Annotated in this window: 14 protein-coding genes; 5 read left to right on the top strand and 9 right to left on the bottom strand. The window is 46.8% G+C overall.

Going from position 1 to position 13,496, the window contains the following annotated elements; genetic code table 11:
• Positions 1-60 precede the first annotated feature (60 nt).
• On the top strand, positions 61-867 hold the full coding sequence (locus tag ARB69_RS04020; RefSeq protein ID WP_055151252.1) for a class I SAM-dependent methyltransferase: 807 nt from the start codon (positions 61-63) through the stop codon (positions 865-867).
• A 99-nt stretch (positions 868-966) separates the two neighbouring features.
• Here ARB69_RS04020 and ARB69_RS04025 read toward each other — a convergent pair whose 3' ends face one another.
• The 6 genes from ARB69_RS04025 to ARB69_RS04050 form a co-directional block, all read right to left on the bottom strand.
• Positions 967-1,497, bottom strand: a complete 531-nt coding sequence (locus tag ARB69_RS04025; RefSeq protein ID WP_055151255.1) for a CinA family protein — start codon at positions 1,495-1,497, stop codon at positions 967-969.
• 1 nt (position 1,498) lies between these two features.
• Positions 1,499-2,041, bottom strand: a complete 543-nt coding sequence (pgsA, locus tag ARB69_RS04030; protein WP_050642454.1) for a CDP-diacylglycerol--glycerol-3-phosphate 3-phosphatidyltransferase — start codon at positions 2,039-2,041, stop codon at positions 1,499-1,501.
• The gene (gene rimO / locus ARB69_RS04035; RefSeq protein ID WP_055151258.1) at positions 2,041-3,363 is read right to left on the bottom strand and encodes a 30S ribosomal protein S12 methylthiotransferase RimO; all 1,323 of its coding nucleotides are present in this window, start codon (positions 3,361-3,363) and stop codon (positions 2,041-2,043) included. The genes pgsA and rimO overlap by 1 nt, the downstream gene beginning before the upstream one ends.
• A gap of 93 nt (positions 3,364-3,456) precedes the next feature.
• Positions 3,457-3,702 (bottom strand): DNA-directed RNA polymerase subunit omega, encoded by a 246-nt coding sequence (rpoZ, locus tag ARB69_RS04040; RefSeq protein WP_050642456.1) that lies wholly within the window; start codon positions 3,700-3,702, stop codon positions 3,457-3,459.
• Between the two features lie 3 nt (positions 3,703-3,705).
• Positions 3,706-4,344, bottom strand: coding sequence for a guanylate kinase (gene gmk, locus ARB69_RS04045; RefSeq protein WP_050642457.1), 639 nt, complete (start codon positions 4,342-4,344; stop codon positions 3,706-3,708).
• Between the two features lie 12 nt (positions 4,345-4,356).
• Positions 4,357-5,235 carry a YicC/YloC family endoribonuclease gene (locus tag ARB69_RS04050; RefSeq protein WP_055151261.1) on the bottom strand — a complete coding sequence of 293 codons (879 nt, stop codon included), beginning with the start codon at positions 5,233-5,235 and terminating at the stop codon, positions 4,357-4,359.
• 914 nt (positions 5,236-6,149) lie between these two features.
• Here ARB69_RS04050 and ARB69_RS04055 point away from each other — a divergent pair.
• Positions 6,150-7,883 carry an Rqc2 family fibronectin-binding protein gene (locus ARB69_RS04055; protein WP_055151264.1) on the top strand — a complete coding sequence of 578 codons (1,734 nt, stop codon included), beginning with the start codon at positions 6,150-6,152 and terminating at the stop codon, positions 7,881-7,883.
• Between the two features lie 223 nt (positions 7,884-8,106).
• On the opposite strand, the gene ARB69_RS04060 is transcribed toward ARB69_RS04055, so the two are convergent.
• Genes ARB69_RS04060 through pheA form a run of 3 tightly spaced genes read right to left on the bottom strand, consistent with a single transcriptional unit; the run spans position 8,107 to position 11,385 of the window.
• Complete coding sequence (locus tag ARB69_RS04060) at positions 8,107-8,928, bottom strand: DUF6612 family protein (protein WP_050642460.1); 822 nt, start codon at positions 8,926-8,928, stop codon at positions 8,107-8,109.
• Between the two features lie 13 nt (positions 8,929-8,941).
• Positions 8,942-10,234, bottom strand: a complete 1,293-nt coding sequence (locus ARB69_RS04065) for an ATP-binding protein (protein ID WP_055151267.1) — start codon at positions 10,232-10,234, stop codon at positions 8,942-8,944.
• 20 nt (positions 10,235-10,254) lie between these two features.
• Positions 10,255-11,385, bottom strand: a complete 1,131-nt coding sequence (gene pheA, locus ARB69_RS04070; protein ID WP_050642462.1) for a prephenate dehydratase — start codon at positions 11,383-11,385, stop codon at positions 10,255-10,257.
• Between the two features lie 84 nt (positions 11,386-11,469).
• Between pheA and ARB69_RS04075 the strand changes: the two genes are divergently transcribed.
• The 3 genes from ARB69_RS04075 to pyrB all read left to right on the top strand — a co-directional run bounded on the left by ARB69_RS04075 (position 11,470) and on the right by pyrB (position 13,479).
• Entirely contained in the window at positions 11,470-11,847 is a 378-nt protein-coding gene (locus ARB69_RS04075; protein ID WP_082203097.1) for a putative ABC transporter permease, read from the top strand.
• 135 nt (positions 11,848-11,982) lie between these two features.
• Complete coding sequence (locus ARB69_RS04080; protein ID WP_055151270.1) at positions 11,983-12,519, top strand: nitroreductase family protein; 537 nt, start codon at positions 11,983-11,985, stop codon at positions 12,517-12,519.
• Between the two features lie 39 nt (positions 12,520-12,558).
• Positions 12,559-13,479: an aspartate carbamoyltransferase gene (gene pyrB / locus ARB69_RS04085; RefSeq protein WP_025657646.1), complete on the top strand. Its 921-nt coding sequence runs from the start codon at positions 12,559-12,561 to the stop codon at positions 13,477-13,479.
• Positions 13,480-13,496: the final 17 nt, after the last annotated feature.

A 13,496-nucleotide genomic window follows, 5' to 3' on the forward strand; every position in this document is an offset into this window, starting at 1 on the left:
TAAAAGGTCATTCAGAAAGATTTACCGAGGATTCTCAGGAAGAAAACGGAGGTAGTTTATATGGAAATAAGCAACGAGAAGATAGATTCCGGAAAAGCATTTGACTGGGGTAAGACATCGGCCGACTATGCCAGATACAGGGATATTTATCCACAGATTTTTTATGAGAAAATCATAGAACGGAATCTATGTTTAAGCGGGCAGAAAGTATTAGATATTGGTACGGGGACCGGTGTGCTTCCGAGAAATATGTATCGGTACGGTGCAAAATGGACAGGAACGGATATTTCAGATATGCAGGTTACAGAGGCTGAAAGAATGTCCGCCGAATTAAATCAGGACATCCAATACTACGCCGCAGCCACGGAAGAGCTTGAGTTCCCTGACAATTCATTTGATGTCATAACCGCCTGCCAGTGTTTTTGGTATTTTGACCATAAGAAAGTGATGCCAAAATTGGCCCGTATACTGAAAAAGGACGGAATACTTCTGCTGTTATACATGGCATGGCTCCCGTTTGAGGATGAGATTGCCGGTGCGAGTGAAAAGCTGGTACTGAAGTACAGTCCCAAGTGGTCGGGGGCGGGCGAGAGAAAACATCCGATAGCCGTGCCTGATATTGTCTATGAAACCTTTGAAGCAGTTTATCATGAGGAATACGATATTGAGGTTCCCTTTACCAGGGAAAGCTGGAACGGAAGAATGAAGGCCTGCCGCGGCGTCGGGGCATCTTTATCTCCGGAAGAAATTATAGAGTGGGAAGCGGAACACAGGACTTTGCTGGAAAAGATTGCACCCGAAACATTCTGCGTGAAACATTACGCAGCTATGCTGGAGTTAAAACTAAAAAGCATGCAGCCCCAATAAATTAATCAACACATAGGAAAAGGCCGCTGTTCTGGAATTGCCGGATAAATCCATTGGCATTCCAGAACAGCGGCTTGTGAATATTTATTAGACAGTAAGTTAATTGTTATTTGATCCCTCGTCCTGCAGAAGTGACAGCGCAAGGGAAAGCGCTTCTTTCACAGTATGTGCCCTGTTTTCTGCCCTGTCACCGGAAAACTGACATTTCATGACCTTTGTTTTTCCGAAGACGCAGCACCCCACATAGACCAGACCCACCGGTTTATCTGCAGTTCCTCCGCCCGGCCCTGCGATTCCGGTAGAGCTGAGAGCCACATCCGCACGAGCCGCCTTAGCAGCTCCTTCTGCCATCTCCCGTGCGGTCTGCTCACTGACCGCGCCATAAGTTTCCAGTGTCTCGTGGCTGACGCCCACCAGCCTTTCCTTTGCCTCATTGGAATAAGTCACATATCCCTCGTTCAGCACATCAGAGGCCCCTGCCACATTGACAATTGTCCCTGCGATCAGACCGCCGGTACAGGATTCCGCAGTGGTTATGGTCAGCTTTTCTGCCGCCAGCTTTTCCACAAGGCACTCTTCCAGGCTCCTGCCCTCTTCACTCATTTTATGCAATACCCATTCCGGATACATCCTACATTCCTCCCTGTGTCAGAACCTGTTTATTTTTAAACACGTAATCCAGCAGGGAAATAATTGTAAGCGCCAGAGCAACCCACACCAGTACGGTGCCGAGCATGTCAAAGAATCCGCCCAGATCTGCGATCAGAACGATAATCATTGCCATCTGGAATACGGTCTTGAACTTACCCCAGTAGCTCGCCGCAATAACGACCCCGCTGTCGGATGCCACCAGCCGGAATCCGCTGATGATGAATTCCCGGCTGATGATCACGATTACGATCCATGCATCCAGTTTATTCATCTCAATCAGGCAGATCATGGCGGAGCAGACAAGAAGCTTGTCCGCCAGGGGATCCATGAATTTTCCAAAATTCGTAACCAGATTATATTTTCTTGCAATTTTCCCATCCAGCAGATCCGTCAGGCTGGCTACCACGAAAAGTATGAGGGAAATCCATTTATTAGCTGGTCCCCCAATGTCCGTCAGCATAAACAGGACAAAAAAGGGAACCATGATCACCCTCAAAATAGTAAGTTTGTTTGGTAAATTCATTACACAAGACCTCCTATCAAATCATATTCTACTGCGCCGGATACGCTGACTTTGGCAAAATCTCCGGACATCAGCTCTTCTTCCGTATTCACAAAAATAAGTCCGTCCACATTCGGTGCATCCCGGTAAGTCCTGCCCACGTAGGCATTTTCATCCGCCACCTTACCTTCGATCATAACCAGCACTTCCCTGCCGATCATACTTTCCGCATTGTCGAAGGCGATCTCCTGCTGAAGTTCCATCAGATCGGCCTGCCGCTCTGCTTTTACCTCTTCGTCAATCTGGTCCGGCATAAGCGCTGCCGGCGTGTCTTCCTCCGGTGAATATGTGAAGACTCCCAGCCGGTCAAACTCCATCGCATCCACGAATTCCATAAGTTCCTCGTGCTGCTCCGCTGTTTCCCCGGGGAAACCGGTAATCAGGGTCGTCCTTAGACAGATGTCTGGAATCTCTCTTCTCAGCTTTTGGATCATGTCAGTCAATTCCTGCTTGGAGGTTCTTCTGCCCATTCTTTTCAGGATGTCGTCATTGGCGTGCTGAATCGGAAGATCCAGGTAATGGCATATCTTCTCTTCCTCCTTCATGACCTGAATCAGTTCGTCCGTAATCTCCTCCGGATAGCAGTAAAGTATCCGGATCCAGCGGATTCCCTGTATTCTGCACAGCTCTTTTAACAGAAGATGCAGCGACTTTTCTCCGTAAATATCTATGCCGTAAAGTGTCGTCTCCTGTGCCACCAAGATCAATTCCTTCACACCCTGGTCTGCCAGATACTGCGCTTCTGTTATTAGCTTTTCCATCGGAACACTTCGAAAGTTCCCCCGAATCTTTGGAATAATACAATAAGTACAGTGTTTATCGCACCCTTCAGCAATCTTCAGATAAGCAAAATGGCCTCCGGTTGTCACAAGACGCTTTGCCTCCACATCCGGAATCCCGTTAATGTCAGACATCGTAACAGAATGCTTCCCTTTGAGAGCTCCGTCCACGGCTTCCAGGATCTTATCATAGGATGTAGTCCCCAGTACCGCGTCTACCTCAGGGATCTCATCAAGTATCTCCTGGCGGTAGCGTTCTGCCAGACACCCCGTCACAACAAGCGCCTTCAAAGAGCCGTCCTTTTTATATTCGGCCATCTCCAGAATGTTCTGGATGCTCTCCTCTTTGGCATCGTGAATAAAACAGCATGTATTGATCACGATAATATCCGCCTCTGACTCATCATCCGTCATCTGATATCCCCTGGATGCCAGAAGCCCCAGCATGACCTCCGTATCCACCAGGTTCTTATCGCACCCCAGAGAAATAAATAGTATCTTCATAAAACCTCCCATATTCTGCCTTGCCGGCGCCTTTTGATGCCCGGCAGATATTCATAAAAGGCAGATACTCTAGTGCATCTGCCTTTTTATTTCTTATTCTTCTTCTGCATTTTCAGCGATAATCTTCAGCTTTCCTTCGTTCAGTTCTTCGATTGCGGTTGAAAGCGGCTTCTCTTCGCTTCTTGCATTTACAAGAGGCAGTTCCCCGTCAATCAGCTGTCTTGCCCTCTTCGATGTTGCAAGTACGATGGAATAACGGCTGTTTACAATCTTTGTCTCGCCTTCCTCAATGTCTTTGTTAACGACCTTCATTAAATCTGTGTAAGATGGATGCAGCATATCTTATGATTCTCCTTTCAAACTCTTGTTCAAATCTTCTTTTATTTTTTTCATAAATTCTGTATTTCGAAAACTTCTCCGATGCTCCGCCTGAATGATCCCATGCATCTCTTCCACACAGGCTTCCAGTTCATCGTTGACAATCAGATAATCATATCTGTCCATGCCCTCCGCTTCCTCTACTGCGCGCTTCATTCTGGATTCGATGACCTCCATCGTCTCCGTACCCCGTCCCACAAGCCGGTTCTTCAGCTCGGCCGCCGTTGGAGGAGTCACAAACAAAAGCAGGGTCTCGGGAAATGCCTTCTTTACTTTCAGGGCACCCTGGATCTCTATCTCCAGAATCACGTCCCTGCCTGTATTGAGCTGCTTTTCAACATAAGCACGCGGTGTTCCATAATAATTTTCCACATACCTAGCATACTCTATCAGCTCTCCTTTCGCAATCATTTTTTCAAATTCTTCTTTAGTTTTGAAAAAATATTCTCTTCCGTCTGCTTCCCCCGTCCTCGGCCGGCGTGTGGTTGCCGAGATCGAAAGTGCATAGTATTCTTCATAACGCGCCAGCAGCGCTTTCATCAAAGTTCCCTTGCCTGCTCCTGAAAAACCGGATACTACTATCAGAATTCCTTTTCTGTTCATAACTGACATCCTTTACTCAATATTCTGTATCTGCTCGCGGACCTTTTCAATCTCCGTCTTCAGACCGATCGCACAATTGGAAACTTCCAGATCATTGGCCTTGGACAAAATTGTATTCGCCTCACGGTTCATCTCCTGGGCTATGAAGTCCAGCTTTCTCCCGATTCCTTCCTTTTCCCCCAAGGTATCCCTCATGTGTCCGATATGGCTTTTCAGGCGTACTACCTCTTCATCCGTACAGATCTTATCAGCAAAAAGAACCACTTCCGCAGCAATACGGCTTTCTTCAATCTGCGTATCCGACAGAAGCTCGCGAACCTTTGTCTCCAGCTTTGTCCGGTATTCTGCAATAATCTCCGGAGAACGCTCTTCAATATAAGCGACCAGCTTCTCCATGCCTTCCAGCTTTTCCAGTATATCGTTTCTAAGGTTCTCCCCCTCATTGGTCCGGGTCTCCACAAACTGTAAGAATGCCCCTTTCAGCGCTTCTTCCAGCCCGTTCCAGAGTTCTTCCTCGTCCTCACACTGCTCTTCCATCGTAATCACTTCCGGATAGCGCGACAATGTGGACACACGAACATCATTCTCCAGGCCGAATTCCTCCTCCATCTGTTTCAGATATTTCAGATACTCTGCCGCCAGGGAGGCATTATATTTGAGGGAAACCTGATTCTCAGACGTATCTTCATAGGTAATGAATATATCAATCTTGCCTCTGTTTGCATACTTCTTTAACAGAGTCCGTATGGATGTTTCAAAAAAGTTAAGTTTTTTCGGCATTCTGATGTTCACATCCAGATAACGGTGGTTCACGCCTTTAAGCTCTACCGTAAACTTTCTGGACTCTTTTTGTACCTCACACCTGCCAAAACCAGTCATGCTCTTTATCATGGTTATTCTTCCTTCTTGTACAGTAATAGTTTGTTTCATACACATTATGAAACATTATACCTCTCTTGGGGCTCTGCGGTCAACCTCTCTGCAAAATAAATTCGGGAGTTAGTCGGCTAGCTTTAGCCTGGTCGACGGACGGGGACGCTTCATGACAGGGAGACCGGGAAGGCACGGGTGCATATCGCAACGGCATATACAGCCCCAGCACCTTCCCGGCCTCCCTGTCATAAAGCTGGTTCATCCAATCGGCTGGAAAACTCGCCAACCGGGTGGGATCCCGGACCAGGGCAGCGGATGTGGATTGGCTATGCGTGTCTTTTCATTTTCAAGATGTGTATTGAATTATTTTGATACTGGAACCGTATCCCTTTGCTTATGTACACCTACTGGGGACATAAAAGTCCCGCCAATTCTATATCCATACGCTGCCCCCTTTTGAGGCTCCAACTTAGGAACGAATCCTTTTCCTACCGGTCGGATGCACCAGCTCCATGAAGGGATAGCCGAAAGCCTCCCGGAGAACATCCATGTCCTTTCAAATACGCTCAAAGCGAACCTTAGAAATTCTTGGTGGGAAACAGCCCTGAAAATGGAGAGATTTTTGGATTCCGAATCCAAAAATCAACTGACCCAGCGCGAGAAATCATCGGATTTCTCGTGATGTGTCAGTGGGGCTCCATTTTCAGGGCTGTTTCACGCCTAGAATTTCTTAGGTCCGCGGCCGCGTTTTTGAAAGGACATGGATGTTCTCCGGGAGGTTTTCGGCTTTCCCTTTATGGAGCGTCCCCCATCCGCGCCGAAACTAAAGCTCGTCGCTAAATCCCGATGGGGGTTTCAAGAACTTCTTGTTTATGGTACAATATTAAAATATTGTTTCAGGATGACACTACATCTGAAGAAAGGAATACACCATGGCATTTGATGGAATTACCGTGGCCTCTCTGGTCCACGAATTGAAAGAACAGCTGCTCAATGGAAGGATCACCAAAATTGCCCAGCCCGAGACGGACGAACTGCTTCTCACTATTAAGACACCGTCAGGACAGAAAAGGTTGTGTATATCTGCTAGCGCCTCCCTTCCCCTCATATATCTGACGGAGTCCACCAAACCCAGTCCTATGACCGCTCCGAATTTCTGTATGCTCCTGAGAAAGCATATCAGTAATGGGCGGATCGTTGATATTTACCAGCCAAAGCTGGAGCGTATTATTCACTTTACGATTGAACATCTGGATGAACTGGGTGATCTTTGCAGAAAAGATCTCGTCGTAGAGATTATGGGAAAACACAGTAATATTATCTTCTGTAACAATGAGGGCATGATCATCGACAGTATCAAACATGTCTCTGCACAGATGAGTTCGGTGCGCGAAGTGCTTCCGGGGAGGGAATATTTTGTCCCGGATACCATGGACAAGTCGGATCCTTTGTCCACGGTTGAATCTGCTTTTATCGAAAAGATTACGGCGAAGCCCCTGCCCCTGGCAAAAGCTATTTATACCGCCTTTACAGGGGTCAGCCCGGCGGCCGCCACAGAGATCTGCTATTTATCCGGTATGGACTCTTCTGCCTCTTTGGATGACCAAAGCGGAGAGACCCTGCGGAAATTATATGAGCAGTTTTCTATTTACTTTTCTTATGTAAAGGAAGGCTGCTTTACTCCTGCTATCTATTACGACGGCCAGGAACCGAAAGAGTTCTCTGCTCTGCCTATGGCCCATTTTGGAGCATATACCCGGAAAGATTTCACTTCTATGTCCCAGGTGCTGGAGACCTATTATTCTTCTAAAAATACTCTGACCCGCATCCGGCAGAAATCAGCCGATCTGAGGCATATTGTACAGACGGCCCTGGATCGCAGCCGTAAAAAGTGCGATCTGCAGCTCCGGCAGCTGGACGATACAAAGAACCGCGAAAAGTACAGGTTTTACGGGGAGCTGATTCATACTTATGGATACAATCTGGAGGAAGGGGCCCGGCAGCTTGAAGCGCTGAACTACTATACCAATGAGATGGTCACCATTCCTCTGGATGCTGCAAAAACACCCCAGGAGAATGCCCAGCGCTATTTTGATAAATATAATAAGCAGAAAAGGACTTTTGAGGCGCTCTCCAAGTTCGTCCAGGAGACACAGGACGATATCGCTTATTTGGATTCTGTAAGCACAGCCCTGGATATTGCCCGTACGGAGGAAGATCTTGCGGAGATTAAGGAAGAACTGATCGGTTCCGGCTATATGCGCAGGAAGTTTACAAAAAAGAAGGTCAAGATTAAAAATGCGCCGCTGCATTATCTTTCCAGCGACGGATTCCATATGTATGTGGGGAAAAATAATTTTCAGAATGATGAACTCACTTTCGGCTTTGCTGTGGGCAATGACTGGTGGTTCCACGTCAAAGATGCCCCTGGGTCCCATGTCATAGTTAAGTCAAACGGCGCGGAACTTCCCGACAGAACCTTTGAGGAGGCCGGTAGGCTCGCTGCTTATTACTCGAAGGCACGGGGTGGAGAAAAGGTAGAAATTGACTATGTTGAAAAAAAGCATGTGAAGAAGCCCAAGGGTGCCAAGCCAGGATTTGTAGTCTATTATACCAACTACTCACTGATCATTGACAGCGATATCTCCCAAATTCAGGAGCTTTAGGCAGTACGCCCCTGAGAAGCAGGCATATGTTCTTTGGTTCAGATAATGGGGCGTGTATGAAATATCTCAATCGCACACGATCCGGTAAGGCAAAACTGCCCTGACCGAACGGAAAACTGACGCGGATCACCGTCAGCCTTCCACCCAGTCAGGGCTTATTCTTTTTTTATTTTGTATTCTTAATAATCAAAAATCTTCTGTATCTGACACATATTCAGACTATCTATCCTGCCTGGCTGCACACCTGCTGTACTTCCTGAGGCACTTCGATCTTTTCCACCTGATTGAATCCCGTATACGAAAGCTTGATTGTGAAGTCATTTACATTTGTGCTTTTATTATATTTATCATACAGATCATTCATAACGTCCGTCATGTCTACGATAATCCGTGCAGGGAGCATTTCTTCTTTATATATATCGATCGTAATTGGAACCGAAAGTCCTGAGATTGCATCTTCTTCGGGGAGTTCTACCAAGCCAAAGGCTCTCATCATGTCCAGGCCCATAAACTTTAAGAGCTCTTCACCGCTGATATCTCCATACATCTCATAACATTCTTTCTCTTCCACCTGAATCGTTTCCTTAGCTATATGAAAGGATTCGATGGAATCTCCGGCCTCCTGGAACAGATTTCCGTTAAATGTGCTCTTTTGGGAACCAGCCGCCGCTTCCCTGCTCCACTGCCCATACATACTGCTGTATGTGACAAATTCATCCCCTTCCGTCACCTGATAGATCTCCATATCGCTTGCTACCTGCGTGCCGCTGAAATTCACTTCCGCCGACCCTTTCGCATGTCCGGCTTTCGGCTTTGTTGTATTCTCCATCTCCATGTCCATTGAGATTTTTGTTAAATCAAGCACATCTTCCAGCTCAATATCCATCTCCAATGAATTGGAGACTGATTTTACTTCCGCAAGGTTTTCTGTGACTGCTGACATCATCTTTTTCGGCGTCAGTTTCCCGCTGCATCCGGTCACCGTGCCAATACAAACTGCCAGCATTGCCAGTGCGGATACCGTGTATTTTATCCTTTTATTCATGAATTACCTTTCTTTATTCCTGCCCAAGCAGATAATCGATAAACTGCTGCGCTGTCCTTCCTGACAGGCCGCCGTGGGTAAGTTCCCACTGATTTGCCTGAAGAAGCAGTTCATCTTCCGGCATGGCAATCTGATTTTGTTTTGCCAGCTCTTTTACAATCTGCTGATATTCTTTTTTATCGGGAGACCCAAAATAAATTGTCACACCGAATCTTGCGACGAGAGACAGCTTTTCCTGCACCGTATCATTGGTATGCAGTTCCTCATCCCTGTCCGCCTTATCCTTAAATGTTTCGCGCACCAGATGGCGACGGTTTGAGGTGGCGTAAATCAGCACATTATTAGGCTTTTTCTCCAGACCGCCCTCAATGACTGCTTTCAGATACTTATACTCAATCTCAAATTCTTCAAAAGACAAATCATCCATGTATATGATGAATTTATAATTTCTATTTTTAATCTGCGCGATCACGCCGTTCAAATCCTGGAACTGGTGTTTGTAAACTTCAATCATACGCAGGCCCTGTCCATAGTACTGATTCAGTATGGCTTTGATGGAGGAAGACTTGCCGGTTCCGGCATCCCCGTAAAGAAGGCAGTTATTGGCTCTCCGCCCTTCTACAAAGGCTTTCGTATTATCAATCAGTTTTTTCTTTGCAATCTCATAACCCACAAGGTCGTCCAAATGGACATGAGCGATATTGGTGATCGGTACAATCTGCACTCCAGTCTCCTCCGGGTGCTCCACCCGGAAAGCTTTATGAAGTCCCAGCTTCCCAACACCGAATTCTTTATAAAACTGCGTCAGGATCTCCTGGAAAGCTTCCACATCCCCCGCATTCCCCAGGGCGTGACCCAGTCCGCAGATCCTGTCGCGGATCCGCTTGTTAAAAACCTTGCTGTGCTCATTGATATTCTGATAATTCTCCAGGATAGTGAAGCATTTGACATCCAGTTCTTCTTCCATTTTATCGAAATCGTAATCAAACAGCTCTTTAAATACTCCGAAATCATGTTTAGCGATCTCGTTGATACTTCCGCTCACCGGCCCGACGATTTCACAAGACGTACTGTACGCATTTTCATCGCTGGCCAGAAGAAATGCCAGGTATGTATGCCACAGATTGCCCTCGAACCCATGGCTCGCTGAAAGCTCCAGCAGGGCATTCATGCACTCGAAAAACAGGCTCCTCAGATCTTCTCTGTTATAATATTCATTATGAAAATTCTCCATAAGAAAGGTCATATCCTGCAGGATCTCTCCATATTCCATATTCTTATACAGCATTAATTCATTTGTCCGCATTGCATCTTCCTCTTTATATTCTAATAATTACCAAGAATCTTCAGATTTCTGGCCTCTTCTCTTAAACCCCTGATTGCATTTTTGACCGCAGGCTGAGCCATGTTGCCCTCGAAGTCTACAAAGAAACGGTACTCCCAGTTTTTGCCCTCCACCGGACGGGATTCGATTCTGGTCATATTCAGGTCATTATATATAAAATGGGACAGTATACGGTACAATGATCCGCTTTTGTGAGGCACTTCAAAACAAATGCTGATCTTGGAAGCGTCCTGCAGGAAAATCTTTTGATTGGTCACCACAATAAATCTGGTAGAGTTGTTCGGCTCATCGTTGATGTTGTCCTGTAAGACGGACAGCCCGTGCACTTTTGCGGCATATGCGCTGCACACCGCGGCCTGTGTCCTGTCCTGATCCTCTAATATCTTCTTGGCGGCAATGGCTGTATTCACAACGCTGATTTGCTGCCAATTACTATGCTCGTCCAGGAAACGTGAGGTCTGCATCAGCGCCTCCGCCTTGGAATAAACCCTCTCCAGCTGGTTTAAGCTGGTCCCGGGAAGTCCCGACAGCGTATGGGTAATGGGGATGATCGTCTCCCCAACGATAAAGTTTTCAAATTCCACCAAAAGGTCGTACATCTCATTAACGGCCCCTGCAGAAGAATTTTCGATTGGAAGCACGGCATAATCTGCCGACCCTTCCTCGATTGCCTCCATGGCCTCACGGAACGTCCTGACATGAAATCCGTTGCAGTTTTCTCCAAAGTAATGCTGCATTGCGGCCTGGCTGTAAGCTCCCTCTACTCCCTGAAATACCACTCTTGCATTCTGCCCTTCCAGTGATTCCACCTCGATAAACGGCAGTCTGCCCAGGGCCCCGGCCTCCACCAGCAGCTGATACTGGAGTTTCCGGCTCATGGACATGAGCTGTTCAAACAGTTCCTGGATCCCTTTTTTATTGAAATCACCCGTCACCTTGCCGGAGACATCTGTCAGCTTCTCCTTCTCACGCTGCTTATCAAAGACCTTTCTCCCTGTATTTACCTTCAGTTCGCCGACTTCCTTACACACCTGCATCCTGTTTTCATATAGCTTTACAAGCTGGTCGTCAATCTCATCCAACTGCCGCCTCAGTTCTTCCAATGTTGCCATTTTTACTTCTCCTTTGCACAAACTAAGAAACATTATAATACATTTCACGTATAAAATCTACGTTTCTTAAACATACTTTTCATTATGAAGAATAAATTTATTATCTGCGGCACCCTGGGCTGGTGCATGGAAATCATTTTTACGGCCCTCCACTCCTTTAAAAAGAGAGAATTTACGCTCATCGGACGCACCTCCATCTGGATGTTCCCCATTTACGGCGCGGCATGCCTTCTCACTCCTGTCTGCCGGCTGTTAAAGGGGAAAAATCCCCTTCTGAGAGGCGGCGTCTACACCTGCTGTATTTTCTTCGGCGAGTTTCTCTCCGGCAGCTTTCTGAAAAGGCACCATGCGTGTCCCTGGGATTACAGCAAAGCAAAATACAATTTAAAGGGCATCATCCGATTTGATTATGCTCCCCTGTGGTTCGGCGCCGGCCTCCTGTTTGAGAAAATCCTGCGATGAACCGCCAGAGCTCTCTGTTACGGATTACCTCCTGCCGGGACGAACAGGAGCACTCCCTTTCAAAATTCCTGTTGAAAATCAGCCTGTTTTAGTATATGATTAGTTGAAGAGAATTTTGAATAGGGAGGTTTACAAATGAACACTATTGAATGTATTAAGGGTCGAAGAAGCATCCGCCGGTATAAGCCGGATCCCATTGACCATTCTTTGATTGATTCTATTGTTTCTGCAGCATCTTATTCTCCTTCCTGGAAAAACACCCAGATTACCCGTTATATTGCAATTGAAGATTCTTCCGTTATTGAAAAAGTCACAGCTGATTTTACGTTTGAGCACAATGCCAATATTATCCGGCAGGCGCCCATGCTAATTGCGGTTACTTTTCTGAAAGGAAGATCCGGTTTTGAACGCGATGGTTCCTATACTACGAAAAAAGGAGACCGATGGCAGATGTTTGACGCCGGAATCGCCACCCAGTCTTTCTGCCTGGCTGCAAAGGAGTACGGACTTGGCACCGTTATTATGGGAATTTTCGACGAAGACGGTATTTCCGGGCTTCTGGAGCTGCCTGAGGATCAGGAACTAGCCGCATTGATTGCCATCGGCTGGCCTGCCGATGAGCCGGAAGCGCCCACACGTAAATCTGTAGAAGATTTACTGCAATACAGATAGATTAAGAATGCCCCTATTCGGCATATAAGGAGGTTATTTATGAGACACTTAATGAGTCCTCTGGATTTTTCCATTGAGGAGCTGGACGAACTGCTTAGCCTGGCACAGGATATTGAGGCACATCCGGACAAATATGCCCATGCCTGCGACGGGAAAAAGCTTGCGACTTTATTTTACGAACCAAGTACACGTACAAGACTGAGCCATGAGGCGGCTATGCTGAATCTTGGCGGCAGTATCATGGGATTTTCATCCGCCGAATCAAGCTCGGCTGCGAAGGGGGAGAGCGTATCCGATACCATCAGAACGATCTCCTGTTATGCGGATATATGCGCCATGCGTCATCCGAAGGAAGGCGCTCCAATGGTTGCCTGCCAGCATTCTTCGATCCCGGTAATCAACGCCGGTGACGGAGGACATCAGCATCCGACGCAGACTCTTACTGACCTGCTTACGATCTTAAACGTAAAAGGACGTCTGAACAACATGACAATAGGACTCTGCGGGGACTTAAAGTTCGGCCGTACCGTCCACTCCCTGATTCATGCATTAGTGCGTTATGAAGGAATCCGATTTATTCTGATTTCCCCTGAAGAATTACGTCTGCCCGATTACATGCGCCATGATGTGCTGGACAAGCAGAATATTCCTTATCAGGAAGTAGTCCGCCTGGATGATGCGATTCCCAAACTGGATATCCTTTACATGACCAGGGTTCAGAAAGAGCGTTTCTTCAATGAAGAAGACTACGTACGCATGAAAGATTTCTATATACTGGATAAGAAAAAGATGCGTCTCGCACCGGAAGACATGTATGTACTTCATCCGCTCCCAAGAGTAAATGAGATATCTGTTGAGGTGGATGACGATCCAAGGGCTGCCTATTTCAGGCAGATGCAGTACGGAGTTTACGTGCGTATGGCGCTAATACTCACTCTGCTGGACATCCATGTGGATTAAAAGGAGGAGGATATCAC

This window comes from Faecalicatena contorta (assembly GCF_001404335.1).
Classification (GTDB): domain Bacteria; phylum Bacillota; class Clostridia; order Lachnospirales; family Lachnospiraceae; genus Faecalicatena; species Faecalicatena contortus_B.